This window comes from Colwellia sp. BRX10-4 (genome assembly GCF_014077465.1).
GTDB lineage: Bacteria > Pseudomonadota > Gammaproteobacteria > Enterobacterales > Alteromonadaceae > Colwellia_A.
The window spans coordinates 79,080-105,395 of sequence record NZ_JACGVZ010000002.1 but is presented as its reverse complement, the minus strand read 5'-3'; the positions used below and the strand labels follow the sequence as shown (position 1 = coordinate 105,395).

At 36.8% G+C, this 26,316-nt stretch carries 22 protein-coding genes and 3 pseudogenes; 4 read left to right on the top strand and 21 right to left on the bottom strand.

What is annotated here, in order from left to right:
- Positions 1 to 106 precede the first annotated feature (106 nt).
- Both H4J67_RS02890 and adhP read left to right on the top strand, forming a co-directional pair.
- Positions 107 to 766 carry a peptidylprolyl isomerase gene (locus tag H4J67_RS02890; RefSeq protein ID WP_182202831.1) on the top strand — a complete coding sequence of 220 codons (660 nt, stop codon included), beginning with the start codon at positions 107 to 109 and terminating at the stop codon, positions 764 to 766.
- 326 nt (positions 767 to 1,092) lie between these two features.
- Positions 1,093 to 2,103 carry an alcohol dehydrogenase AdhP gene (gene adhP / locus H4J67_RS02885; protein WP_182202829.1) on the top strand — a complete coding sequence of 337 codons (1,011 nt, stop codon included), beginning with the start codon at positions 1,093 to 1,095 and terminating at the stop codon, positions 2,101 to 2,103.
- Positions 2,104 to 2,368: 265 nt separating this feature from the next.
- Here the strand turns inward: adhP and H4J67_RS02880 are convergent, their stop codons facing one another.
- From H4J67_RS02880 to H4J67_RS02785, 21 genes and pseudogenes are all read right to left on the bottom strand, one after another.
- A complete protein-coding gene (locus H4J67_RS02880; RefSeq protein ID WP_182202827.1) occupies positions 2,369 to 5,257 on the bottom strand; it encodes a pitrilysin family protein in 2,889 nt (962 codons plus the stop codon).
- 451 nt (positions 5,258 to 5,708) lie between these two features.
- Positions 5,709 to 6,506, bottom strand: a pseudogene (locus H4J67_RS02875) (transposase).
- 428 nt (positions 6,507 to 6,934) lie between these two features.
- A complete protein-coding gene (locus tag H4J67_RS02870; protein WP_182176612.1) occupies positions 6,935 to 7,564 on the bottom strand; it encodes a heme-binding protein in 630 nt (209 codons plus the stop codon).
- A 431-nt stretch (positions 7,565 to 7,995) separates the two neighbouring features.
- Positions 7,996 to 8,409: a hypothetical protein gene (locus tag H4J67_RS02865; RefSeq protein ID WP_182202826.1), complete on the bottom strand. Its 414-nt coding sequence runs from the start codon at positions 8,407 to 8,409 to the stop codon at positions 7,996 to 7,998.
- A 179-nt stretch (positions 8,410 to 8,588) separates the two neighbouring features.
- On the bottom strand, positions 8,589 to 8,918 hold the full coding sequence (locus H4J67_RS02860) for a hypothetical protein (RefSeq protein WP_182176610.1): 330 nt from the start codon (positions 8,916 to 8,918) through the stop codon (positions 8,589 to 8,591).
- A gap of 295 nt (positions 8,919 to 9,213) precedes the next feature.
- Positions 9,214 to 9,633: a nuclear transport factor 2 family protein gene (locus tag H4J67_RS02855; RefSeq protein ID WP_404842775.1), complete on the bottom strand. Its 420-nt coding sequence runs from the start codon at positions 9,631 to 9,633 to the stop codon at positions 9,214 to 9,216.
- A 99-nt stretch (positions 9,634 to 9,732) separates the two neighbouring features.
- Entirely contained in the window at positions 9,733 to 10,266 is a 534-nt protein-coding gene (locus H4J67_RS02850) for a cytochrome c (RefSeq protein ID WP_182202822.1), read from the bottom strand.
- Positions 10,267 to 10,325: 59 nt separating this feature from the next.
- The gene (locus tag H4J67_RS02845; RefSeq protein WP_182176607.1) at positions 10,326 to 10,622 is read right to left on the bottom strand and encodes a hypothetical protein; all 297 of its coding nucleotides are present in this window, start codon (positions 10,620 to 10,622) and stop codon (positions 10,326 to 10,328) included.
- A gap of 32 nt (positions 10,623 to 10,654) precedes the next feature.
- The gene (locus H4J67_RS02840) at positions 10,655 to 12,508 is read right to left on the bottom strand and encodes a 2Fe-2S iron-sulfur cluster-binding protein (RefSeq protein ID WP_182202820.1); all 1,854 of its coding nucleotides are present in this window, start codon (positions 12,506 to 12,508) and stop codon (positions 10,655 to 10,657) included.
- Positions 12,508 to 13,158: a PepSY domain-containing protein gene (locus H4J67_RS02835; protein ID WP_182202818.1), complete on the bottom strand. Its 651-nt coding sequence runs from the start codon at positions 13,156 to 13,158 to the stop codon at positions 12,508 to 12,510. The genes H4J67_RS02840 and H4J67_RS02835 overlap by 1 nt, the downstream gene beginning before the upstream one ends.
- Before the next feature lie 97 nt (positions 13,159 to 13,255).
- Entirely contained in the window at positions 13,256 to 16,393 is a 3,138-nt protein-coding gene (locus H4J67_RS02830) for an efflux RND transporter permease subunit (protein WP_182202816.1), read from the bottom strand.
- Between the two features lie 17 nt (positions 16,394 to 16,410).
- Positions 16,411 to 18,201 carry an efflux RND transporter periplasmic adaptor subunit gene (locus H4J67_RS02825; RefSeq protein ID WP_182176603.1) on the bottom strand — a complete coding sequence of 597 codons (1,791 nt, stop codon included), beginning with the start codon at positions 18,199 to 18,201 and terminating at the stop codon, positions 16,411 to 16,413.
- Complete coding sequence (locus tag H4J67_RS02820; RefSeq protein ID WP_182202814.1) at positions 18,201 to 19,655, bottom strand: TolC family protein; 1,455 nt, start codon at positions 19,653 to 19,655, stop codon at positions 18,201 to 18,203. The genes H4J67_RS02825 and H4J67_RS02820 overlap by 1 nt, the downstream gene beginning before the upstream one ends.
- Positions 19,655 to 20,173 carry a DUF411 domain-containing protein gene (locus H4J67_RS02815; protein ID WP_182202813.1) on the bottom strand — a complete coding sequence of 173 codons (519 nt, stop codon included), beginning with the start codon at positions 20,171 to 20,173 and terminating at the stop codon, positions 19,655 to 19,657. The genes H4J67_RS02820 and H4J67_RS02815 overlap by 1 nt, the downstream gene beginning before the upstream one ends.
- Positions 20,174 to 20,349: 176 nt before the next feature.
- Positions 20,350 to 20,736 (bottom strand): CopL family metal-binding regulatory protein, encoded by a 387-nt coding sequence (locus tag H4J67_RS02810; RefSeq protein ID WP_310740489.1) that lies wholly within the window; start codon positions 20,734 to 20,736, stop codon positions 20,350 to 20,352.
- Between the two features lie 242 nt (positions 20,737 to 20,978).
- Positions 20,979 to 21,299 carry a DUF6488 family protein gene (locus H4J67_RS02805; RefSeq protein ID WP_404842774.1) on the bottom strand — a complete coding sequence of 107 codons (321 nt, stop codon included), beginning with the start codon at positions 21,297 to 21,299 and terminating at the stop codon, positions 20,979 to 20,981.
- 75 nt (positions 21,300 to 21,374) lie between these two features.
- Complete coding sequence (locus tag H4J67_RS02800; RefSeq protein ID WP_182202918.1) at positions 21,375 to 21,914, bottom strand: hypothetical protein; 540 nt, start codon at positions 21,912 to 21,914, stop codon at positions 21,375 to 21,377.
- A gap of 74 nt (positions 21,915 to 21,988) precedes the next feature.
- Positions 21,989 to 22,675 (bottom strand): HupE/UreJ family protein, encoded by a 687-nt coding sequence (locus H4J67_RS02795; protein WP_259368476.1) that lies wholly within the window; start codon positions 22,673 to 22,675, stop codon positions 21,989 to 21,991.
- Between the two features lie 4 nt (positions 22,676 to 22,679).
- Positions 22,680 to 23,986: pseudogene (locus H4J67_RS02790) on the bottom strand (efflux RND transporter permease subunit); the annotation flags it as partial.
- A gap of 60 nt (positions 23,987 to 24,046) precedes the next feature.
- Positions 24,047 to 24,211: pseudogene (locus H4J67_RS20985) on the bottom strand (hypothetical protein); the annotation flags it as partial.
- Between the two features lie 30 nt (positions 24,212 to 24,241).
- Entirely contained in the window at positions 24,242 to 24,955 is a 714-nt protein-coding gene (locus H4J67_RS02785) for a triacylglycerol lipase (RefSeq protein ID WP_182202809.1), read from the bottom strand.
- 271 nt (positions 24,956 to 25,226) lie between these two features.
- On the opposite strand from H4J67_RS02785, the gene H4J67_RS02780 reads away from it, so the two are divergent.
- Entirely contained in the window at positions 25,227 to 25,409 is a 183-nt protein-coding gene (locus tag H4J67_RS02780; protein ID WP_182176598.1) for a hypothetical protein, read from the top strand.
- Between the two features lie 90 nt (positions 25,410 to 25,499).
- The gene (locus tag H4J67_RS02775; protein WP_182202807.1) at positions 25,500 to 25,961 is read left to right on the top strand and encodes a hypothetical protein; all 462 of its coding nucleotides are present in this window, start codon (positions 25,500 to 25,502) and stop codon (positions 25,959 to 25,961) included.
- The last annotated feature ends 355 nt before the right edge of the window (positions 25,962 to 26,316 follow it).

Genomic DNA, 26,316 nt, shown 5'->3' with positions numbered 1-26,316 from the left:
TGATTGATCAGTTAATAAAAATTATTATTTCTTAGTCGTTAATACCTAATAATATTTGATAACTTAGTATATTTTCAAAAAATTAAAATAAAATAAGAAGTCTTTTATGAATAATATGAAAAACATCATCACCAGTCTTTTGTTAATCATGGTACTGGCCGCATGTTGTGGAATAGATCCCGCATTAAATACTATTGATAGATTTATTACTAAACAAGCGGTTGATAAAACAAACCCTGCTTGGAAAACAACGTTAAGTAGACCGCCATTACTGAACTTTACCCAAGGAAGAGATTACTTTTGGGAGCTGCAAACAAACCAAGGTAACCTGACCATCAAGCTATTCACAGACTCTGCACCTATGCATGCTTCTAGTACTATTTACTTAACTAAATTGGGTTTCTATGATGAGCTAAGTTTTCATCGTGTTATTCCTGGCTTTATGGCGCAAGGTGGCGATCCATTGGGTAATGGCACGGGCAACCCAGGTTATAAATACGATGGCGAATTTAATAGTGACATAGGCCACAGTGAACCGGGTATGTTAAGTATGGCAAATTCAGGCCCAAGCACTGATGGCAGTCAATTTTTCATTACTTTTAACGCGACACCTCATTTAGACGGTAATCATACTGTTTTTGGTAAAGTAGTAACTGATATAGAAGATAGCTTAACTAAAATTGAAGCCTTAGGTAGCCAAAGAGGTAAAACTAGAGAAGCGGTCAACATCATTAAAGCGTCAATCCGTATTGCCGACAAAGAATAACTTAATATTAATTATTGCTGATCACATCAGATTGACCCGTAAGTAATAATCGCTTATTGGTGTTATCGGCAGATCAAAAAATTAATGTTCAAGATATGCATCTACGCTTAAAAGCCATGAATAAAACAGTCTTCACCTTGATATAAGTAAACATTATTATGTCTCAAGAAAAATAACTCACCTTTACTAAATTGCTATTATTTATTAACAAATTAAGATAGCCATCAACGTCTCTTTCTGGCCATTTATTGTTCTACATCATATTTTTATTAAAGTTGAGTACTATAATATTTTTTACAATGTATTAACTTAAAGAAAGGTCATTAATGAAAGCAGCTGTTATTCATCAATTCAAAGACAAGCTCGAAATTAAACAACTTGATAAGCCTACAATTTCGAGTCATGAAGTTTTAGTAAAGGTTCATGCTTGTGGTGTATGTCATACCGACTTACATGCGTGTCATGGTGACTGGCCAGTAAAACCTAAGATGCCACTTGTTCCAGGCCATGAAGGTGTTGGAGAAATCGTTGAAGTAGGCGAGCAAGTTAAGCACTTTAATCTTGGTGACCGTTTAGGTATTCCATGGTTATATAGTGCTTGTGGATATTGTGATTACTGCTTATCTGGTAATGAAAACCTCTGTTTGTTACAGCAAAATGCAGGGTACTCTGTTGATGGGAGTTATGCTGAATACTGTAAAGCAGATGGCAACTATGTTGTAAAAATACCAGACGAGATTAGCTATGTAGATGCTGCCCCCTTGTTTTGCGCAGGTGTTACAACTTATAAAGCATTAAAAGTATCTACGGCTAAACCAGGTGAATGGGTAGCTATTTTTGGTATTGATGGCTTAGGGCATTTAGCTGTGCAATATGCTGTAGCAATGGGCTTAAATGTCATCGCTATTGATACTGGCACTGAAAAATTGAAATTGGCTAAAGATTTGGGGGCCTCTTTTTGTTTAGATTTCAAGTCTGATGATGTTGTAGCAAGAGTTTTAGCTGAAACAGGCGGCGTTCATGCCAGTATTTGTACCGCTGTTAGTAAAAGTGGCTTTGAACAAAGTTACCAAGTTATTCGTCGTGGGGGTAAGTGTGTACTAGTTGGCTTACCCGCCGAAGATATGCCGTTACCTATATTTGATACTGTTTTAAATGGTGTTAGCGTTGTCGGCTCTATTGTGGATACGCGTAAAGATTTAGTTGAATGCTTAGATTTTGCCGCTAGAGGAAAAGTTAAAGCGATCACCATTGAAAAGTCACTAGAAGATATTAATGATATCTTTGAAGATATGATCAACGGCGAAATTACCGGTCGAGTGGTTATGAAGTTTTAATCATTTCTATCTAGCTATTGGCATTTGCAACTAACGCTGCGATATCTTTGGTAACTTGAGTTGGAAAATTACAATCACCGTTTATTAGCCCAATAACAGATATATCTAAACTCGATGCATAAAGCACAATTAATCGTTATTAATAAATAAAAAACCGGCAGATGCCGGTTTTTTATTTTTAACTACATGCGTTATTCTTATTTAGTTATTTATAATCTTCAATAAGATAATAACGAATATTTATTAAAGTGAGTGTAAACGCAATTTATTGAAAAACCTCATTTATTGCAATCACTTCAACATTTTTAGACGGCAGTGTTAGCTTGTAACTTTCAATGATTTTATCGGTCGCTAAAAGCTCTGCTGGCTTATCACTGTTATATGTTAACGGTGATACTTGTTCAGACAACAAACGTTGCTTCATGTCTTTACCATCGCCTGAAATGAAAACATAATGAATATCATCTGTTTGTAAATTTTCTTTGATAACACGATTAACATCATCTAATGATAGTTTTGCAAATTGATCGCGAACGTACTTAACAAACTCTTCTGTTTGATAAAACCCACTATCAAGTGCATAACCTAACTGTTGATCTTGGCTGGCCACTAATTGCGGTGCATAGTTCGTTAAGTAATTACGTGTTGCTTGAAAGTCTTTTTCGCTCATGCCTTTTTCAATCAAGTTGTCCAATTCATACAAAGCGGCACGCGTTGCGAAATGAGCATCATTATTTGAACGTAAAGGACGTAACCACACTTGAAAAATTTGACTAGAACGACCTAAATTTGCATCAGGTTTAGTTTGGTACATCCCTCGTGGAAAATATTCAATATAAGAATAATCTCCATAGTTCATGCCACGCGCTTGACGAATTTGTTGATACAAGTAGCTGTTAGAACTACGATGTTCACCAAAGTATGAACGCACTAACCAAAGTGCCGCCCAGTCTTTATCACTGCGTATAGTATCAATGGGAAAACCAAAAGATACCGCTGTTGATTGCGCACTTTTTTCTATAATTGTCGCATGATGACCTTTTAAAACGGGTGCTTTAGCAATTGTTAAGCGCTTTTCATCACCGACGGGTAAAGTCGCTAAATCTGTCATTAATTGTGCTTTTAAAGCACTAGGCATAGCGCCAGTTATACCTAAGTTTAATTTTGCTTGGGAAAGTTGGGTGTTGTAGAACGCTTTAACATCTTCAAGAGTAATAGCGGCTAAGTCAGACAAATCACCACTATTGTAGTTTTCGTAAACATGCCCTTGATAAAGTTCGCTATAAAGCACCTCTTTACCTAATTCTTCATCATTAGAAGATTTAAGACCTGATTTAATACCATCAACAAGCTCTTTTTTCAGACGCTTAAAATCGTCTTCACGCCATCCTGGATTTAATAATTGATCGCTAATAAGTTCGTACCACTGAGTAGCATTATCTTTATGCACCCGACCAGTAAATGACATCATTTCTTTATCAAGCTGCGACGAAAAACGTCCAGCTAAAGGGTATAAACCTTTCTTAATATCTTGATAGCTTTTTGTTGCCGAGCCGCCTTGAGTTAACATACGAGCGGTTAAAGCCGCTACTCCTTTTTTACCGGCTGGATCCGCTGCAGCACCGGTATAAAATAAGAAGTTAACATCAATCAACGGTGAGTCATTGGTCTTATCTAATACCGCAAACTGTGGAGTACTCGGCTGCGAATTTTTCATGACTATTTTTGCAACGGCGCCATTTAAGTCAACTTCTTTTTCAAAGTCGGCAATCTCATCTAATGCTGATAAAGTCACTGTTGTGCGATTTTCATCAATAAAGTATTCATTAGCAATACGTTGAATATCTTCAGCTGTAATATTGTCAAAGCTATTATAGAGGTGATTAATCGTTTCGGGATCGCGGTCAAAATGCATATAACTCGCCAATGTTGAAGCGATAGACTCTGATGAATCTAAACTATTAACAAAACTATATTTTAAGTTAGACTTTAAGTTATCAAGTTTTTCTGAAGAAACGAGCTCAGTTCTTACTTGTGCGTAAGTACGGTTTACTGCATCACGAACCGTTGCTAGGTCTTTTTCATCATTCACTTTGATAAATACGTGACGTAAGCCAGCATCTTTTGTTTCAGGGTTGTAGTTAAACATTTGGCTAGCCAACTGCTTATCAACAACGAGTTCTTGATACAATGCTGAGTTATTGGAAAAATACAATTCAGAAATTAAATCTAAAGCCGCGCGATCTTTTTTCTTGGGTTGCCAATCAGCACCTTTATAAGAAACGAGTAACCAGTGACCCGGTAAGCCATCGAATTTTTCATGAACATATTTCGCAGCTTCCTGTTTTGGCTCAGGTGCTATAGTGCTAACAAAATCACCTTTTTGCCAATTTCCCCAATGCTTCTCGACCATGGCCATTGTTGCTTCTGGTTCAACATCACCGACAATTACTAAAGAAACGTATTCTGGCTTATAAAATTGTTTAAAGAACTGTTCACCATATGCAACTTGATCAGGCATTGCTTCTACATCTTCAAAGAAGCCCATAGTGGTATGCTTATAAGTATGAGTATCGAATGCTTCTTTTCGCACCGCCGCTAACAACTTTCGAGTTGGACTAGCATTATTTTTTAAATACTCACCTTTTACCGTTAAGGCTTCTGTTTTAAATTGTGCTTCGGTGTACTTTAGGTTTTTAAAGTGATCAGCTTGAATCTCTAATACTTTATCTAAATGATCTTTAGAAAAATCTAAATGATAATTAGTGTAATCGTTGGTGGTGTAAGCACCGTTATCAACACCGGCATTCTTAAATAGATCGGCATAAACAGCTTGCGGAAATTTTTCTGAACCTTTAAACATCATATGTTCAAAGAAGTGGGCAAAGCCTGTTTTACCTACTTCATTTTCATCACGAGAACCTACAGACACGGGGATTTGTACTGAAACAAGATCTGGATAGTCTGTTTTTACCACTAAGACACGTAAACCATTAGCCAACTCTTTGAACAAGTATTTTTGGCTAAAGACTTTGTTTGCGCTCTCTTGGCTTGATTGCTGTGACATATTATTGCCAGAGTCGCTACTGGTTGCCATACAGGCGGATAACGTTAAACTTGCAGCTATGACAGCCGCTAAATATTTCTTTTTCATCATAGTTCCCTTTATTTTTATTGATGTATTTTATGTAACTCTGAGAATTTTTTCATTAAATTTTTCAGGATAAGCCGCTACATCATGTAACAAAATAAGTACGGGTTATAAATAAAGGAATAAAATGGGAAGGCAATTATTTTATGTTTGGGCTGTTTATGTTTAATTGGCGTTTTTTTGCGTATTCTTACTGTAAAGATAGTACTAACAAAAAAGTGCCAACCTTATTTTTGTAGCGCATAATTATTATAAATAACTATCTAAATAATCACACCCATAATAACCACAAATAATAATGATAAGCCATTGCTTGTCTTTTTAGCTTATGACAATATCTTTTGATAAGGTAAAGCGAGTTTATATAGTCCTTTATGCAACTACTTTCTTAAAGCATCAAATGATAACCAAGTTGAACCCACTGCTTTAAAATAGTAGTAAGGTTACGTCTTATTCATAAAAAGCGTTGTGTACTATTCAAACAGACCTGAGTGTTCGCTATACCATGTGTTCGCTGTAAACCAACATGCTCACTAAATTCACATAAATGTTCAGCAATACCGATAGCGCCTGTGAAGATAGTTTCAAAATCCGTATTAAGCTTTAGCTAACTTTCATCATTGATGTGTAACCTCGCGAGGATAGTTGCGCTAGTAGTGTCGATGGCGCCTCGTTTATCATCACCCAGGAGGCGTCCTGTTTCATCAACCAGAGTTAAGTAATCTTGTAAGCTAAAATAAATACACGCGCCAGTGGATTCTTGATGGGGTTCATTGCCCGTAAAAGGTAATAAGCAGGTCGGTTGCTCACCGGTTATAGCCGCTTTAATGCGTCGTTGAATACTGGTGAAGTCAGACTGCTCTGGGGTAACCGCAATACCTGCTCGTATAGGGTTTACATCAATATATGCTATACACGGCAGTAACGCCGCTTCATCAAGCAGTGCTTGTGATTTAAAGCGTCCTTCCCAAAAATGTCCGGTACATTGGTCTTCTCGGTTAGCTTGTCGAGCTATCGGCTCATTCAATGAGCGCATAAACCAACTGATATCAATTAAACGCTGCTTATACATCTCAACCGTACTTTTAACCGTCGCTAGTTGAAACTTATAAAGCGGTTGTCTGTTCGAATATTTTTGAGTTAATAAGGTCCATTTGAATAATTGATCCCAACGTTGTAATACTTCATCGGTTGACCAGTTTTCTATTGGCTCACTATCAACATGCAAGACGATATGTAAATGATTATGCATGACAGTATAAGCTCAGATATCTATCTAAAATACCTGAGATAATGTAAATAATCGTTTTTCAATCTATCTGCGTCGATACTCGAAACTGACACCCGTCTGCTTATCTACGCCACACAAAAAAGTCTTGCGTACCGTTCGACTGCAAATGTGATAATAAGGTGTATCCAATAAACTAATTTGTTGTGAACGAGGCTTAGGCATAACAATCACCCGACTGAATAAAGGTAACTTAAGTCTAGTTTATTGAACGAAAACTGCCTAAGTTATTATGGGTGGCCTGTTAAGAGATTTTGTGATTATTTGGTCAATGAACGTTATTCGAAAAAGCAGACATTTAAATGTTTCGTCTTGCACAGCAGCAAGCCAGTCAGAGGGAAAACAGATACCCTGACTGGCATTTACAACAACCAATAGTAATGCATTTTGGGCTATTTTACTTCAATTAACACTTCGTTGTGGCGAAACCATGGAATGGTAAAAGGACCATTGTAGGCTGCGTTAATAGGCTCACTAACTGCTGTATAGCCATTTTTCGCTATCCAGCTATTGAGAATTTGGGTTTGTGTTTCAACATTACTATCACTGAGTAGTCCACTGAACTTTATCACCACGACTTTGTAATCCTTTAGTTCTGTTATCCAGACGTCTGGGTTGGTTGGCTTAGGGGTACTTTGTATCGTAAAATCGGCAGGCATTACAAATGACATTACTTGTTGTTCTGATCGCTCTTTCATAAACACCGGAGCGGTCATAGTGATTTTGGTACCCTTAGATAATGCTTCTGATTCATCCATCAGTACAGGTGCTGTCATGGCTATTTCAGTGGCGCCTTCATTCTCACCAGTAATGTATCTGAACAGATTCCTAAAAGCACCGTTCATTCCGTCGGCTGACATGTCAGATGACACTAGCACTATCGATTCATAGTTACGCACTTCAATTTTCTGTGCCTTATCAGATTTCAATAGTGTATAAGGCGCGCTATCAACTCCACTTTCTCCAAACACGGAGCAACCGGCCAAAATCAGTGGAACAAGAAGTGTGAAAAGTAATTTCATAGAATTTCCTTGAGGTCTTATAAAACAGTGTTTCTCACTGTTTTAATTTTTTATTAAGACTAGATACGTAAAACTGGGAAATTAGTTCAATTCAATATTAAATTTTATCTTCAATAAAACCTGTTGGTTGCCGTCGATTAGTGCTGAATTACAAGAAAGCCGATATCGGCTCACTTTTCTAACCGTAATAAGTAAAAAGGCGAATCATTGCTGATCCGCCTTTTTAAATTTCATAAACTTAATTAACAGATGACAACAACAAGTTAACTAGGACACTCACTTATAATACATCCTAAAACAAACCAACAACAAAAGACTAAAAAACACTCAAAAAAAGCTCAGTCATCACTCAAAAACCCTAAAGTCGAATATTATTTATTATCATTTCAAATAAACAGGATAAATGGTGTTTTCTGGACACGAAAAACACATCAGGCTTGATGTGTTGTTAGAAAATGAGGTGAATAATGAGTACTGAATCGTTGCGCTAAAAGCTTATCACAACAACTGACATTATTTCGCCGCTTCAAGCCTTTATGCTCAGAGTAATCAGACAATACATCGCTGTGCCCCACCGCTCCATGAAAAAGCTTTCTGAAATCTTTTGTCAGGGTTAGCCAATTTTCAGGAGTGATATTTAAACGGCTAAGCAGTGCGGGTTGGTTTTTCTCAATATGACCCGCTTTATCTTCACGAAGGCAACGCCCTGTCATTTCAATTAATTCAAGGTAATCTTTAAGTTCAAACGGTAAACCTTTTGGCATTGCTTGTCGTGGGTTGCCCACAAAGGGCAGTAACATTTGGGGTTGCTTACCTTTTTTAGCTTCTTCTACTCGCGTTTTCAACTTTGAGCGACTGTCCTAGTTAATTTCTTAAAAAAACACGACGTACACAGCGAGAAATACAATGGTAATAAGGTGTGTCAGATATATTAATGAGTTGTCTTCTTGCGGTTGTCATGACAAAGTCCTTTTAAATAGCAGTCATTTATTGACTATAGTTAAGAAGCTTCTATTCTTCAACTTTAAGCGACTGTCCTAGTTAATTTCCTAGTTAATTTCTTTATCGAACGTAACTTATTTAATTGTTGTTTTGGGTGAAGCAAAAAAACTACTGTCGTTACTGCCAAATTTTCAGCTACCTTTACCATTTTTTCTATTTTTATTAGACCCTCAGTGCAACTGAGATTAGCAACGATAACAAGTAAATCTGCATGTTTCATATTATTAGCAAACAATTTAGGTTGATAATGACCAAGCTGCCAATCAACGGTTAGCAGCTCATGAGCAATATAATTAGAAATAGATCGGCTATTTTCTCCTACTGCATACCCATAAATTTTAGTTGAGACCATCTTAATCCCTTATATCGTTAGTTATGAAAGTATCTACTCACGAGGCGACAAACTTTGTCGCTATCTCCTTGTATAGTCCGTGTTAGCAATAAATAACAAAGAGATCATTACAAATAAAAAAGGCGAATCATTTCTGATTCGCATTTAAAATTTCTAGTGAGTTACCACCTAAAAAATAAATTAGTTATAAATAACAAAAAATACTTAAGATGGAACCAAACTTAACATACAAAACAGTAATAAAAACTATAGATTTAATCACTATCATTACCACTTTAATTATTTGATTTAATTACTAATTTGACCAATGGATATGAACTATTTTCCATTCTACTTGTTGCTTTTTTAGCACCATAGTCTCCATACCTTCATACTTTAGTTCTTTTCCTTTGTAAGTTCCCATAGTTTTACTGCGTGACACCGACACCGCGCTGTTACCCATAACTTTTACATTATGCTCTAATGGTTCACTCTTCATAGCAGCAAGGTATTTCATATCTGAAAACATATGATGGTGAGCGTATTCATCGGCTGAGCGTTCCACTCCACCACCTTCAAAGATTAAAACATTATCTGCCAGTAGCTTCCTCGCTGTAGTTTGATCAACGGTTTTCAGCACTAGATGGAATTGCATAACCACTTTTCCGGCAGGTGAATCAACACCGATAAACATTTCAGTTTTTTGACCAGAATGATGTTCATTATCTTTCGCAATACTTACATTTCCTCAAAACACTAAGACTAAACAGACAATCAACATGGGTATTTTAATTTTTATCATCACTTATCCCTTTTTCTTAAATTTAATTAGACATTAATCTATCGCGGTAAGTATTTGGTATTGCTCTGGTGTCAAAGTCGGTAATCGTTTTATAAAAGCAACCATTGCCCATATACGTTCATCGTCGTGGGTTTTACCCCATGCTGGCATGCCTGATGCCTTAATTCCATGCTTAATCACCCAAAAACTCTTACGATCAGCTTGTGCTGCATCGACGTGTTCTTGCCCTTCATGACTTTCAGGAAAAAGTGATAAGTTAGGTGGTGCGGGATATAAGCCTACGCTCATATCACTCTCACGCTGACCAGGCTTTAAATGGCAACTAGAGCACATAAATTCGTAGTCATTGCCTCCTGTTAATAACAGTTCAGGAGCACTTAAATCAGGTACTTCAATAGCTTGAGCTGATTTTTTTATAGAGTTTTCTCTGGTTTCTTCTAAAAACCAGTAAACCAAATCACCATGTGGCTCATCAGCCGCAACATCAACTACACCTGAATACATCACCGTAGCCGCTGCACCTATACCTAATACAGCAAATAGTAATAATGATTTAATAATTTTCATATGCTTTCCTTTAAGCAAAAAGCCACCTAACACAGACGCTAAGTGGCTATTTTAGTTAATTAATGGTTATGTTCGTTATCACCATCTTTCTTTTTTTGCTCAGTTTTTTTCATTTTACTGTGATCCATCATTTTACTGTGATCCATTTTATCTTTTGACTTCTCAGCCTGCTTCATACATTTTTTCATCATAGCGATAGCGACAGGATCTTTCATATCCATCTTGCTGTGATCCATTTTGCTACAATCAGCCTTTTCAGCCTTTTTGACATGCAATTTAGGATCATGTGCAGTAGCTGCCATTGATAAAGTGATGGCTGGTATTAACACCAAAGCTATTTTTGTTAAAGTTTTCATGGTTTACTCCTAGTTTAATAAATTATTAAGGTTTATTGTGTAAATTCATCAAATGCAATATTGCTTGCATCTACATTCTTTGTTTTCAGTAAATCAATGGTTGTACTCATCATGTCTGGTGGTCCACACAAATAAAATTCAACATTATTTATTTGACTGATACCTTCAATTTGTAATTTTAAAAGCTCTTGAACATAGCCTTTTGCTCCCGTCCATTCAGCCGATGGTTGCGATAACACCGGAAAATAATTAAAGTTGGCAAATTGTTTAGCTAATTGAAAGAATTCACTTTGGTACAACAAATCATCCTCCGTTCTAGCACCATAGAAAAAGTAAATTCCTCTTTTAGTAGACTTCTCATTTATACCGCTATGTAACTGCTCTTCAATCAGAGATTTAAGCGGAGCCATACCAGAGCCAGCACCAATTAGTATCATAGTTTTATTGCTTGATGGTTTTGCATAAAAATCTTCAAAGGGTCCTACCGCTTCTATTGTCTGACCTACAGATAAGTTACATAAATAACTTGAACCGACACCAGGAAATACAATTTTGTCAGGAGCATTTTGAATTTTGATGGTAAACATCAGCTCTTCTGCACCACCGTTATTTTGACCATGACCATTAGCCAAGGAATAATTTCGACTACAGGCGTTATGCTCATATTCTAAATGTTCAATATGATGCCAGTGGGGTTTTAATGCTTCAGGTAAACGCTGCGGAATAGATACACCTTTGGCAGCAGGAATAAAAAAGCGCATATGAGCACCCGCTTTAAAAGCAAGCTTATACCCGCCAACAACTTTAAAGCGAAGCTCTTTCATAAATGGGCTAACAAATTCACTATGGGTTAATTCAAGTTGGTGCTTTTTAGCTTTTGTTGAATCCAATAAGGTGAGCTGTTCAACTTCACTTGCATCATGTTGGCATGCTAAGCGGAAGCCTTGCTGTAATTGTTCATCCGTAAAGTGAACATGATCTGCTGAAGTGACTTTAACTTTCCCATCAATACGCACTTTACACTGCCCACAAGTACCACCACCTCCACAGGTTGATGACAAAACTATATCATGATCAATCAGCCCATCAAGTATGCTTGTATTGGCAGTTACTTCAAATTCCCCCATAGCCTGCTCATTCTTGTCAAACAACGCTAAATTACGCTTTCTCCTACCAAAATTAACTTTGTATTGGCCATTAAAAATCAGTTCAATTGTCCAGATAAAACCAGTTAGGGAAAAGAAAAGAGTGAAAATAGCAAAAACAGTGATTTGAACATTATTAAAGCTTCCCTCGGTGCCATAATCCATAAAGTGCAACATAAAGAAAATATCTACAAAACGCTTATCATCATTACTATGTTTAATTATCCGGCCTGAGCCAGCATCTATGTAAACACTAGTATTAATATAATCAGCATAATTTATCTGCCAAACATGGTTTTGTTCGCGCGGTATATCGTCATAAGGCGGGGATAATTTAATGGCACTGTTAATTCTTCCCTGACCTTTATAAGAAGATTGCGCTAGCTTTGTAGCCATTACCTCATCAATAACTATGGGCTTACCTGTATAAGCATCAACAACAGAGTAATTGTTGCTAAAATGGCTATATAACCCTTTCTGATGAGTTAATAAATAATAAGGTTGTGCTAACAAAGATATTTGTTTTAATGATACTGACCGCTTAGATCTAGACAACACCAGTTGAGGCTCAACTAACCTATTAATATCTACCTGAGCTACAGCCGGGCGTTGACGAAATTGATTACCCGATGCCTTTTCATGATCCATTAGATTGAAATACAAGCCAGTACTTAACCAAATCAATAGTTGCAATCCGACCAATAACGACAACCACTTATGCAGTTTTTTAAGGAGTAACATTATTTTGCTTCTCCTGTAATTTCTTTAGCTAAATGAGCTATGTTTGTAGTATTTTTTGCTCGGTTTTTAAAAATAACAAAGTAACTTAATACTCCACCAAATATTGATGCCAATATCGAAAATAAGGTGAACCAAAACAATAGTTGATTACTCGGATCTTCATCTTCGTAATCCATCACATGCAAGCTAAACATTAAATCAAAGATACGCCAAAATTCATGTCGTTTACTGACAAGTTTCCCCGTCTGAGCTGAAACATAAATCGAAGGATTGCCAAAATCATCAAAGTTAACTCGCCAAGCGGGTAAAGCTCGACGACTCAATTCAAATGGCGGATTTTCTTGAATAATTTCAACTTTTGCCACGCCACCTTTACCACTATAATAATGTTGAGCGGCTCGGATCGCGGACACCTCATTTAACGGGGAAAGCTGCTGGCCCGTTTGAGCATCAACGAGATATTTATTATTCCCTTGCTTAAAACGATAAACAGCTTGATCAATGAAAACCTCAACTTCTATGCTTTCGGCATTGGGGTATTGCTGACGTAGTTTTGAAAACGGATAAGTAATAGTATCTGCATCAAGTTTAGTTTGGTGATTAACCACCAAACTATCACCATGAATATAGTCAATATCAAATATCACCATATAGGCTCCTGATATTGACCAGATCAAAAACTGAAGGCCCAAAAACAACATTAACCATTTATGAAATTTACGGCTAGTTTTTAGTAACTTCATATTGTTATGCCTTCTTTGCCGTACTTTTTACCGATGACGAGCGCCATAAATAATACAACGTAGGTAAAACAAGTAATGTCAAAATAACCGCACTCAACATTCCACCTACCATAGGTGCAGCAATTCTGCTCATCACTTCAGAGCCTGTACCTGTGCCATATAAAATCGGTAATAAGCCAACAATGACTGTACCTGCGGTCATCATTACTGGGCGAACACGCATGCCAGCACCATATAATACCGCCTGAAAAACATCTGCTTTTATTGTGGTAATACCTTGTTCTTGATGTTTTTTAAGCATGTCTCGATAAGATTGGTTTAAATAAACCAACATAATCACGCCAATTTCTACTGCGACACCTGCTAAGGCTATAAATCCCACCCCGACAGCAACGGAAAAACTGAAACCTTCAAGGTAAATTAACCAAATACTGCCTACCATCGCGAGCGGCAACGTCCCCATAATCATTGCGACTTCAATAACATTTCTAAAATTTAAGTACAGGAGAATAACAATGATGAATAAGGTAAGCGGTACCACGTAAGTCAGTTTTGCTTTTGCACGTTCCATGTATTCGTATTGCCCTGCCCAAGCAATAGAATACCCCGTTGGCAGTGATAACTTATCAGTAACCACTTTTTTGGCTGACTCAACATAAGTGCCAACATCAACGCCTTCAATATCAATAAATGCCCAACCATTTAAACGGGCATTTTCAGATTTTATGCCTGGAGGTCCATCTTCAACAAAAATATTGGCCACATCGCCAAGAGAAATACGCTGCCTATTAGGCGTAACAATCGGTAGTAATGATAATTGCTCAGGAGAATTTCGGTAATCTTGAGGGTAACGTAAATTCACCGGATAACGCTCTAACCCTTCAATGGTTTGAGTAACATTTATGCCGCCAATAGCGGTAGCAATAACTTGTTGTATGTCACTAATATTTAAACCATAACGAGCCGCTTTGGCCCGCTGAATATCCACATTAATGTAACGTCCTCCTGCGACACGCTCTGAATATACTGAGGCGGTGCCTGGCACATCTTGTAAGATATTTTCAAGTTGTTGACCAATATCTTGGATAACATTGAGTTTAGGTCCAGCTATTTTAATACCTACTGGCGTTTTAATCCCCGTTGCGAGCATATCAATACGTGTTTTTATTGGCATAACCCAAGCATTGGTTAACCCAGGAATGTTAACTAGCCCATCAAACTCTGCTTTTAAACTATCAGTGGTAATACCTTCTCGCCATTCACTTTGAGGCTTTAATTGGATAAATGTTTCGATCATCGTCAAAGGCGCCGGATCAGTCGCTGTTTCAGCACGCCCAACTTTCCCAAAGGCAGTTTCAACTTCTGGCACCGTTTTAATTAACTTATTAGTATGTTGCAATAATTGACGAGCTTCGCCAATAGAGATCCCTGGATAAGTAGTTGGCATATACATCAAATCGCCTTCATCAAGTGGAGGGATAAACTCACTACCAATTTTATCTAGTGGGTATAAACCAATAGCAAACACAGCTAGTGCAGCAACAAGTGTCACTTTAGGAAAATTTAACACCGCTTTTAGTGCAGGCATATACATGGCTGTGAGAAATCGATTCACGGGGTTTTTTTGTTCTGGAAGCACTTTACCACGAATAAAGTAGCCCATTAATACGGGTACTAAAGTAATCGCTAATGCCGCAGAAGCCGCCATGGCATAAGTTTTGGTATACGCTAATGGCGAGAACATTCGTCCTTCTTGTGCTTCTAAAGTAAACACAGGAATAAAACTAACGGTGATTATCATCAAGCTAAAAAATAATGCTGGACCTACTTCTGTAGCGGCATCGGCGACAATACGCCAACGATTATCCTTGCTCAGTGGAGTCCGTTCCATATGCTTGTGCATATTCTCTATCATCACAATAGCACCATCTACCATTGCGCCAATAGCAATAGCAATGCCCCCTAATGACATAATATTAGCGTTCAATCCTTGAGCATGCATCACAGCAAAGGCGGTTAAAATGCCAACAGGGATACTAAAAACAACCACTAAAGAAGAGCGTAAATGAAACAAGAAAACCAAACATACAAGCGCAACAACAATAAATTCTTCTACTAACTTATCGGCTAGGTTATCGACCGAACGTTCAATAAGGGCTGAACGGTCATAAACTGTCACAATTTCTACACCATCGGGTAAACCCGCTTTAAGCTCCTCAAGTTTTGTTTTAACGCGTGCGATCACTTCTTGTGCATTCTCTCCAAAGCGCATCACAATGATGCCGCCAACGGTTTCACCTTCACCATTAAGCTCGGCAATACCGCGACGCATTTGTGGTCCCGTACCAATGTCAGCAACATCTTTAAGCAATAAAGGGGTACCATTTTGGTTTACCCCTAAAGGTATATTTTCTAAATCGTCAACACCTTTCAAATAGCCTGTAGCTCTGACCATATATTCAGCTTCAGCCATTTCAACCACAGAGGCTCCAATCTCTTGATTTCCTTGCTTTATCGCTGTTTGGATCATTGAAAGCGGAATACCAAAAGCTCTTAACTTATCGGGGTCCACTTGTATTTGGTATTGTTTGACCATTCCGCCAAGGGCAGCAACTTCAGAAACCCCTTTTACCGCTTGTAATTCATATTTTAAAAACCAATCTTGAACACTACGTAATTGGCTCAAATCATGTTGGCCTGTTTTATCGACTAACGCGTAAAGATATACCCAGCCAACGCCTGTTGCATCAGGCCCGAGTTGAGGTCTAGCTTCTGTTGGTAGACTAGGTACTACTTGACTCAAATACTCAAGTACTCGTGACCGCGCCCAATATAAATCTGTATTTTCATCAAAGATGACATAAACATAAGAGTCACCAAAGAATGAAAAACCACGTACCGTTTCAGCACCTGGTACTGACAGCATTGCAGTTGTTAATGGATAAGTCACCTGATCTTCAACCACTTGCGGGGCTTGTCCTGGGTAACTGGTTTTAATAATTACCTGAACATCTGATAAATCAGGTAAGGCATCTATTGGGGTATTCTTTACTGCATATAGCCCCACACCGACAAGAATGGCGGTGGCTAACAATACGAAAAAACGATTACCTATAGACCAACGAATGATAGAAGCTATCATAATAATTAACTCCTATATTAGTGGTTTGAGTGGTCGACAGCATCAGCACCAGAAACAGGTACTAATGGTGAAATATCATTGATGATAAAATTGCCATCTCTAATTTCAAAGGTAAATTTAACGTCCATTCCTTGGCTAAACCCAGCCAAACTCACGCCATTATCGGTAATAAAATCTAGTGTTGCCGCAGGTCTATTCCATTTTTTAATGGCAGAACGACTAATATTAATCATTCCATGATCTATCATTAATGAATTTATCTTTCCCGTCACTGTTGCAAAAGAAGTGTTAGAGCTGGCTTCAATGCTATTATCAGTCGCGTTAATGTCAACATCATCTGGCACATGGATGTTACTCACTTGATAATCACCATTTGATGTTTTAGTTACTTCCACGTGTAAGCTAAGACCTTCTTTAAGTTGCGATAAATCTACAGAGTCTGTAGAGATGAAGTCCATTGTCATTTCTGGCCAGCCCCACTCAGGGATAGGGGCGTGTATTAACGTCAACATTTTATGATTGGCCATCACACTTTGTATTTGAGCTGAAACCCACACAGAATCAGGAACTGAATCATCTATTTTTGATTCATCATGGTTCATCCGTTTAAAATCAGATGACTTGCTTGATTCTGAATCCAATAAAAATTGCGCAGAGCTAACGATTTTTTCACCATCGCTGAGTCCTTCAAGTATCTCTACACTTTCATTATTATAACGACCCACTCTAACAATCACTGACTTAAAGCTTCCCTCACCTAAAGCGAGAACAACTCTATCTTGGGTACCAGTCCTAATAAGTGCTTCTTTAGGGATAAGTAACGCTTGTTCGTCACTCGTTTGATGAATAGTTATTTGAGCAAACATATTAGGTTTAAAGTCACCGTTTTCATTTTTAAAACGTATACGTACTTTCACTGTGCGTGTTTTTTGATTAAGTGTCGGATAGATGAAGTCCACTTGTCCTTGCCAAATTTTTCCCGGTAAATAATCCAACGTCATCGTAATCGGTGCTCCTGTCTTGACTTGTCCTGCCTGTCTTTCAAAAACTTCACCTTCAATCCAAACTTCTGATAAATCAACAATTGACATAAGGGTTGAACCAGGTTTAACAAAAAAGCCTTCACGTATCTTTAAGTTTTCGACAACACCTTTTTGAGGCGAATAAAAAGTAATGGTTTGCTGAACTTTTTTAGTTTCCTTCAACTTCTCAATAGCTGATATATGCAATTGTAATGCGGCTAATCTGTTTTCAGCAGCGCTGATTAACCTATTGTTTTTACGATCCAGTGCTAATAGTAGTTCTTCTTGAGCATTAACTAACGCAGGAGAATATATATCGTATAAAGGCTGATTCTTCTTAACAGGATCACCAACTGCCTTAACGTATAATTTTTCTATCCAACCTTCAACTCGCGGGTGAATATCAATTAACTTATCCTCATCGTAGGTAACATATCCGACTGTATTTATTTCTGTATGTAATGACTTATAGCTAGCTGTTGACGTTCTAACACCTAAGTTATTCACTACATCAGGAGAAATTCGGATGGTTCCTGGGCCTTCATCAGGTCCTTTACCACCATCATCATAAACAGGTACTAAATCCATGCCCATAGGTGATTTACCAGGCTTATCTCTTTTATAATTTGCATCCATCGGTGCAACCCAATATTGCGGTTTTTTTTCTTCAGATACCGCATTTATACCTTGTTTATTCCCTGAAGGAATTAACACAGTGTAGGCTCCAAAAGTTAGGATTCCCCCGATAATCATGCCCATAAAGATAGGTTTAATATTATTGCTCATTATTTTTCTCCGGCACTAGCTGCATATTGGCCGCTAGAGATATAATTCATATTATTAGTCGTCATTGCAGTCTTAATGCTGCCAATGAAAAGGTAATTTAGTTCAAGGTTTAATTTTTGCTCTTCTACATTGAGGGTTAACTCATCTATTTCTGCATTTAAAACAGCAATACGTGAGCGTACAACTTCCGCAAAATCACCATCATCATTGGTATATGCTGTGAGTGATGCTTCTGCTTGATCATGTATTTGAGGTAATAACTTCGATGTGTACAAGTTCTGTCTATTTTTGAGACGTAGCAATCTTCCTTTGGCGCTAGAATAAGAACCAAGTAATTGTCTAAGCAACAATAACTTTTCAGTTTTAATGGCTTCTGTTTTAAAAATGGCAGACTGCACTTCTTTATCTTGTCGATTTTCGGTAAATAGAGGAAGATCAAACGTCACTCCTACTGAAAACAAATCAGCTCTGCTTCTCCCCATAGGATCATCGGCTCGATATCCATAACTAGCACTTACCCCCCATTCCAGTTGATATTTTTGCTCCGCAAGCTTAATACCTGTTTTAGTTGCACTCACTTTCTTTTCAATAGCAATAACAGATGGATGGCTTGTGAAATATTGAACTAGCTCTTGTGAATTTAACCAACTTTGGCTGTGAACTAATTTATTATTAAGCAAATCTATTTGTGGGATTTGATGACTAAGCTCAATGTCATGTAAAGAAAAATCACTATATAAAGTCGTTTCTACAGAATCATTACTTGTCAAAAATTTGGTTAACCATTGAGATAACATGCCTTCAAAACGATTTTTTTGTTGGCCTAACTTTTCTAATCGGTCTTCTAATTGAGTTAGTTCAAGTTGCGCTCTAACGATATCTTGTTGACGAGTTTTTCCTAATGCCGATGAGTAACTAGCTTCTGCAATATCTGCTAGTTGTTCAAACAAAGACCTGTTTTTTTCTATTAAAGCGATACTCTGTTGCACTCGATATGCATCCAGCCATAAACTACCTACAGTGACAGCAACCTTTGCTTCTCTATCCTGACGCTGGAAGGGAAATGCTTCACTTTGAATTCGAAGTTGCTGGCTTTTAATAGTTAAGGTATCACCACGAGGGAACATTTGAGCTATTCCTATTTTAGCTTGTGTCATCCCTTCCTGACCAAAATCAAATCCATTAGTAGGTAAATTTGCTAGACCAATAGATATTTTAGGATCTGGTAATGTACTAACTGCTGTACTCATTGACTCAATAGATCTTTGTTTATGAAAATTACCCGTAAGCCAAGGATCACTCTTCTGCGCCAATTTTATTGCCATCTCGAAAGATAAAATGCTTTCAACACTTGATAGGGGTTGTTGAGCAGCAAGCGATGGAATAAATAAAAGAGCTAATATACTTACCCCACACTTTGTGCGTAATTTGCTATTAATACTTTGTTTAATCATTAGAACTGTTCCTCATATGACTGAACATTTGAATAAATTTCATAGCTTCCATCTGATTTCAAAAGAAGAACTTTATATGGTTGAAATTTATCCCCCATTTCCATACCGGGAGAGCCTAAAGGCATTGCAGGAACTGACAAGCCAATGACAGTATCATCATGCTTTTCGTTCAAGAATTGTTGAATGAATTTTGCAGGTACATGTCCTTCAAAAGCGTAACCATCTTTAGAAATAGCGGTATGACAAGAGCGATATCGTGGCTGAATCCCTCTTTTTTCTTTAATGCTTGAAATATCATTTCTGTCATGAACTTTGGATTGAAACCTATTCTCATCAATATGACTTATCCACTTCTTGCAACAGCCACAAGTCGAACTTTTATATACGTCTAGATATATAGGTTGTGCTTTAGCAGTATTCGATTCTGCTCTAACTGCATCACTATCAGAACAACTTGCGATCAATGCCACTACGAAAAATGTAGCGATGATCTTTAAACTATATTTATTTGGTAACATAATTCCCCCAATGGGATATTAATTAATTTTTTGATTGATTTTTTGATTGATTTTTTGATTAATTAGGTTATTTTTAATGTTTAGTAATGAATTTAAATAAATTCAGGGATAAAAAAAGCCTAATACAGATATTAGTTATATAAATGACCCAAATTTTGGACACACTTATTCTGTATTTAACTAAGTATTGGAGGTCTATAAAGAGATGTGGATTGTTGACTTTGTGCCAACGATAAATACGAGGGTATTTTTGAAGATAAATCTATAATTGGGTTACTGACAGCGTATTTCAATAATGTTGCAAGACTTGAATAACTACCAGTAAAACAGCTACATGCTTTTACGCAACAATCATCTTCTGATGTTTCAGAATCACGAGAAGAATCATTAGCCATTTTATGCATGCTATGATCCATCATTGACATATCTTGTGATTGCTCTTGGTCATTCATAACTTTCATACTCATCATATGATAAGACATAAGAGTAGACGCCATTGCCTGACCAACAAAGGCCAAACATACTAGCAATACTAATAATGTTTTAGGAAAATTAAAAGTCACAAGTAACCAACATAATATAATTAACTAAATATTCGCATAACAAGTGCTTTTTTACAATAAGTAAATGTTGGCGATGTAAATAAAACGACATTAATGTGTAGTAGTGTCATAAGCAAGGGAACTATTGCAACTTCAGAAAACCATTGGTTTTTAATTAATTGTCCTGCTAAATATCAAAAAATTTATTTACCTACCTTTCAAATAAAACTAAGGAGGCGTATAAAGCTAACTCCTTTAGTAGACTAAAACTTCGCTTCAGAATTTACTTTTAATACTTCGCCTGACATTGTCATCAGGAAATAAATTGTTTTATTTTCTGATTTATTGTTAGCACTAACAATATAACGGTTAGCTTCTGCTGCATGTAATTTGAAATCTTCTGAGGTCAAACTCTTCCAGCTCGGGTCTAATTTTCCAACCTTGAAACCTAAATCTTTAAAAGTCAGTTTTTGGATAGCTTTAGCTGCAATTTGTGTTGCTACTTTAGGGCTTATTTTTCCGTGGTCAGTATGCGCAAATGCTGAACTTGTGGTAAATATCAATGTAATGAATAAGGCTGCTATTCAAGTTTTCATTTCGGTGTTCCCGTTATTTTAATTAAATTCAAAGTATGTTTTTTTATCTATTACTTGAGGTGATTATTTAAGGCCATGCTTAGTGTATTCACCTTTTACAATAAGTTGAACAGTAACAGGTGCATCAGAAGTATTTTTCCAATACCAACCATGTGAACCAGCAAATGGTGCCGTAAAACTCCCTTTCATTTCACCCAGTGTTGCTATTACATAACTTTCAAAATAGCCCGTGGTGTCGCCTTCTGGTTCACCATGTAAATCAAAATACAATGCTGAACTATCTGTTATCCATTCGTATTCAAGCTTTTGGTATTGCGCCATGATAAATTTGTATTCAACACCGCGACCAGCAGGAACAATTACTTCAATGGTTTCTGTAACAACTTTTGATTTTTTGGCTACTTCTTGTGAAGAGAGTGGAGTGGACGTTTCGGCCTTTACGTTGTGAAAAACGGTTAGCCCAAGTTTATGTCCTATCCCTGTGGGATCGATGTTGTATTCCGCAGGTAATATAATGGTTAAAAGTGTAATTGCTGCAAATACTAAGCTGAACAGTGTGTATTTAAGCAATGCTGAATTCGTTAATGTGATAGCTTGTGGCATATTTTTTGGACCGCTTTGTTGCATCGTTTTGTCTCTTAAATTAGGGTAAAGTTTAATAGTAAAAATTTAATAAATTAGTTAATGAAATAACCAGTCAGTTGAAAACCTACCAACATAAACCCTGCACTCATCAACAAACAATTAGTGTTGGTCGCAAAGCGCGTGAAGCTACTATGTTTACGCCAAAAATTAATCACTAAAAGAATAAAGGCCAAGGCGGTAAACTGTCCTAACTCAACCCCAACATTAAAAGCAATTAAATTAGTAATTAAACCGTCATCAGGAAGTTGAAACTCTTGTAACTTGGTTGCTAAGCCAAAACCGTGAAAAAAGCCAAAAATCAGTACAGCAAGCTTGGCATTGGGTGATTTACCAAAGAGTCGATTAAAGCCACCTAAATTATCAAAGCCCTTATAAACAACTGATAGCCCAATAATGGCATCGATTAAGTAAGCATTAACTTGTATGTCACTGATCACGCCAAACAATAAGGTTAAGCTGTGTCCTAGCGTAAACATACTGACATACAATAAAACGTCTCGACTTCTATATAAAAAGAACAACACACCTACTAAAAACAATAAATGATCGTACCCTGTCACCATATGCTTAGCACCAATATACAAAAATGGGATAATTTGTACACCAGTGTTTTGTAGTAAAAATGCTCTTGTGCTTTCATCGACACCATGAGCAAAAGCTTCAATCGGTAACCATATGGCAAGTAAAACGATAAAACTCAACAAGCCATATCGCTGCATAATATTAAACATTTACGGTTTCCTTTGAATGAGTTGTTTTTGAATGAGTTGTTTCAGTCAAGGTTTCTTCGCTATGCAGCAAACGATATAAAACTGGAAGAACGAATAGCGTCAATATAGTTGAGGAAATCACCCCTTCGATCACCACAATTGCTAGTGGACGTTGAACCTCAGAGCCTACCCCTGTATTAAGCGCCATAGGCACAAAACCTAATGAGGCAACAAGCGCGGTTGTTAGAACAGGTCGAGGTCTTGTCAATGCACCTTCGATAATAGCCGTATCTAAAGCAGCTCCTTCACGTCTAAGTTTTTGTATAAACGAAACCATAACTAGGACATTTAAAATAGCAATGCCTGATAAAGCAATAAAGCCAACAGCGGCTGATATTGAAAAAGGGATATCTCTCAATAGTAAAGCAAAAATCCCTCCTGTTAAAGCTAATTGAACGCCAGTAAAAATAATCATGGAATCTTTAAATGAGCCTAAAACCAAGAAAAGAAGACCAATAATCATCACCAACGTAATAGGAACCACGATAGATAGGCGATCTAAAGCTGATTGTAACTTTTGGTAAGTGCCACCATATTCAATCCAGTAACCCGCAGGCATTTCAACAGACTTATCAATAGAGGCCTGAATATCCTTAACAAATGAGCCCAAATCTCTCCCTCGAACATTAGCGGTAACAACCACTCTACGTTTGCCATTTTCTCTATTGACTTGGTTTGCACCTTCAACCAATACCAATTCAGCTAACTCCTGTAATGGAACATAACTGTTATCTAACATCTGTATCAGTAAGTAAGACAAGGCATCAACATCGGTTCTTAGCGCTTCTGGAAGTCGTACTACTATGTCTGCACGTTGGTCACCTTATAGAACTTACCCGCAACCGAACCGCCTAACACTGTGGAAAGTTGATCTTGTAGTTGCTTCACGCTTATTCCATATTTTGTTAGCTGGGCAAGTTTAGGATTAATCGTCATTATAGGTAAACCAGTCGTTCTTTCTACTTGAATATCAGCAGTCCCCTCAACATTAATAATAGCTGTGTTTATACTCTTTCCTAACGTTGCTAAAGTATCAAAGTCATCGCCAAACACTTTGATAGCCAGCTCTGCACGAACCCCTGATAACAACTCATTAAAGCGCATTTGTATTGGTTGTAAGAACTCATATCGATTACCCGGCATAGGCTCTACTCCGGCTGCTAATTCCTCAATAAATTGTGCTTTAGGTTTATTAGGATTTGGCCATTCACTGCGTGGTTTTAAAATAATAAAATTATCGGCAACACTGGGTGGTACTGAAGTTTTATCTAGTTCTACAATTTTATTATGAATTTCTTTTACCACTTCACTATTTGATTTGGTGCCTTTACATGAAACGTATGTTCTATATATACTTATAATTTTACTTCTGAGCTCTTGAAAAACCTCAATCTCATTCTTTTGAAGTGGCATAATCAATTCTGCGTGAAAAAATGACTCCTTAGCATCTTCTATTAGTTTTTCTTCAATTGAAGCTAAAGCCATTTTGATAACAAATATTTCTTTGTCATATGACTACACATAAGATTCATACTCTGTTTCAGTCAACTTTTTTTGGATGTAACTATTTATAATTTCTAGTAAATATTTACTTACTATTTTAAAAGTTAAACTTTTAGAATCGCTAGGTTTGCAAATTCCGCTATGACTTACTTGCAAAGTTTTTGATTTTAATTTCTTAGTAGTATTTGGTGTAGCACTTAAACTGCCCACACACTCATCATGTTGAGCTTCAACGTAATAACTTTTTGCAAGGTTATGAAACCTATCCACCCAGAGATCATTTAGTGCTGTCATATCTTTATTTAAAGGTTTTAGTTCTTTAGCATTAACATTCGCAGGTCCCAAAATTAAAGCGGGAAAGGAGCCCCTATGTGGTGTAGCCAGAGAGATATAACCTATGACTGGTAAGTCAATATCTTCATATTCTTCTGCTAGGTGATTCAAAATAAAGTTTTTAGCAATTAACCCTCCCATGCTATAACAAATAAACACAATACTGTCATAGTCATCTGACTCACCTTCCAGAAAAGTAGCCAAAGAGCTTGTTAGGGATTCAATAGATGAATTTTTTCTAATTTTTGGTTTCCTAAAATTAAGCCCTTGAACCTTATTCACTAAACCTACTATTGAGTTCGCAAATACATTTTGAGTCAAATTTATGATCTTTGTAAAATAGTCAAATTCAATAAAATCAACATTCTCATTTATCTTAGTCTCATTTGCCAATAATTCAGGAAAGCTAACGGCGCTCTCTTCATTAATCCAGGTTTTCTCCCCTCCAGTAAGCTGAAGTGGTATGGCATATGGTGGTATTTAAAGAATATTTTGGAATGATAAGAATTATGCTCTTGAAAATAAGCACCTTATAGACAATGCCATAGATGATCCACACCCCGCGGTTAACATTACATCTATTGATTTACTGTTGCCAATGGCAAATTACGACAACAACTATGCTCTAGAAAAATTCATAGAACTCTGTGATAAAGATCTTCGTATGACATGTGGCCATGGAGTACATTACTTTTTTAATAAAGGATTTGAAGGTAAATACCAACAAAAATTTGTCAGTTTAGTTATGAGGATGCTTGATTACCCGCTTGATGAAGTAAAGAAAGAAGCAGCTCGACAAGTTTACGCAAGATGGTTTTTCAATAAGTTATTTGAAGATAAAATTTAATTCGTATTAAAAGATAATGTAAACCTAAGAGAAGGCTGTGCTTCCGTAGTTAAGCAATTCCTAGAGGAAGATAAATATCATGATAAAAGTTTGAAACTAGAGCCTGCTTACAAAACTCTAGTGAACGATAATGATGCGGGTATTTTGCGAAAAATAGGAGGATGTATTGGAAGTGAACATTATTGGACAAAACAGAATGTTAACAATTTATTTGACGTATTTGTAAAGTCCGAGTCTGCTAAGTACTGCTTGTTTGAATTGTTCCATACACTAGAAAATTACTCTGGCGCTTTAACTGAGTTGAGTGACCCTCTGTTAGATTTGGTTACTAACTTAAGTAATGACCGGAATAAAAACCCATCAAATCTACACATAAATATCATTGATTCATCATTAATTGCAGTCCTTCAACGCCTTCACGACGAAGCTTCAGAGGATGAGGATGAAACTGCTATAAATACATGTTTAGATATTTGGGATAAATTACTTCAATCTGAAATATTTAGTGCAATAAATGCAGCTAAAGAGCTAGATAAGCGTCTTCTTAGTTAAATTATCCACAAAAAAGGCGAATCATTTCTGATTCGCCTTTTAAATTATTTTACTTGGAAGTTAACCAACTTAATTACGGATCACCATATGGAGCCTACATATGGTCAAAAAGTAAAAACTCACTTTGAACAAGCGCTACTAAGAAAAGGTTTAAAACAGTAAAAAGTACCCTTAAATATCTCTACCCTTTTAATATATTTTAACTTTCTTAAGTTTGACAAAAAATATAAAGTCGATAATAGTCTTTTAGTAAAGTGAAGATGATTATCCAAACATTTAAAAACTACCATACGGAAATTAACCATCTTAATTCCCGTCCCAGTATGGGAATAAAATTTATATATTTATTTAAAAA

Bases quoted from the DNA above. Each gene is read 5' to 3' on its own strand.
- H4J67_RS02795 (WP_259368476.1), bottom strand. From the start codon at position 22,675: ATGCAGCGATATGGCTTGTTGAGTTTTATCGTTTTACTTGCCATATGG.
- H4J67_RS02815 (WP_182202813.1), bottom strand. From the start codon at position 20,173: ATGTTACCAAATAAATATAGTTTAAAGATCATCGCTACATTTTTCGTA.
- H4J67_RS02830 (WP_182202816.1), bottom strand. From the start codon at position 16,393: ATGATAGCTTCTATCATTCGTTGGTCTATAGGTAATCGTTTTTTCGTA.
- H4J67_RS02840 (WP_182202820.1), bottom strand. From the start codon at position 12,508: ATGTTACTCCTTAAAAAACTGCATAAGTGGTTGTCGTTATTGGTCGGA.
- H4J67_RS02850 (WP_182202822.1), bottom strand. From the start codon at position 10,266: ATGAAAATTATTAAATCATTATTACTATTTGCTGTATTAGGTATAGGT.
- H4J67_RS02835 (WP_182202818.1), bottom strand. From the start codon at position 13,158: ATGGTGATATTTGATATTGACTATATTCATGGTGATAGTTTGGTGGTT.
- H4J67_RS02880 (WP_182202827.1), bottom strand. From the start codon at position 5,257: ATGAAAAAGAAATATTTAGCGGCTGTCATAGCTGCAAGTTTAACGTTA.
- adhP (WP_182202829.1), top strand. From the start codon at position 1,093: ATGAAAGCAGCTGTTATTCATCAATTCAAAGACAAGCTCGAAATTAAA.
- H4J67_RS02870 (WP_182176612.1), bottom strand. From the start codon at position 7,564: ATGAAATTACTTTTCACACTTCTTGTTCCACTGATTTTGGCCGGTTGC.
- H4J67_RS02825 (WP_182176603.1), bottom strand. From the start codon at position 18,201: ATGAGCAATAATATTAAACCTATCTTTATGGGCATGATTATCGGGGGA.
- H4J67_RS02845 (WP_182176607.1), bottom strand. From the start codon at position 10,622: ATGAAAACTTTAACAAAAATAGCTTTGGTGTTAATACCAGCCATCACT.
- H4J67_RS02890 (WP_182202831.1), top strand. From the start codon at position 107: ATGAATAATATGAAAAACATCATCACCAGTCTTTTGTTAATCATGGTA.
- H4J67_RS02820 (WP_182202814.1), bottom strand. From the start codon at position 19,655: ATGATTAAACAAAGTATTAATAGCAAATTACGCACAAAGTGTGGGGTA.
- H4J67_RS02800 (WP_182202918.1), bottom strand. From the start codon at position 21,914: ATGCCACAAGCTATCACATTAACGAATTCAGCATTGCTTAAATACACA.
- H4J67_RS02780 (WP_182176598.1), top strand. From the start codon at position 25,227: ATGACATGTGGCCATGGAGTACATTACTTTTTTAATAAAGGATTTGAA.
- H4J67_RS02860 (WP_182176610.1), bottom strand. From the start codon at position 8,918: ATGGTCTCAACTAAAATTTATGGGTATGCAGTAGGAGAAAATAGCCGA.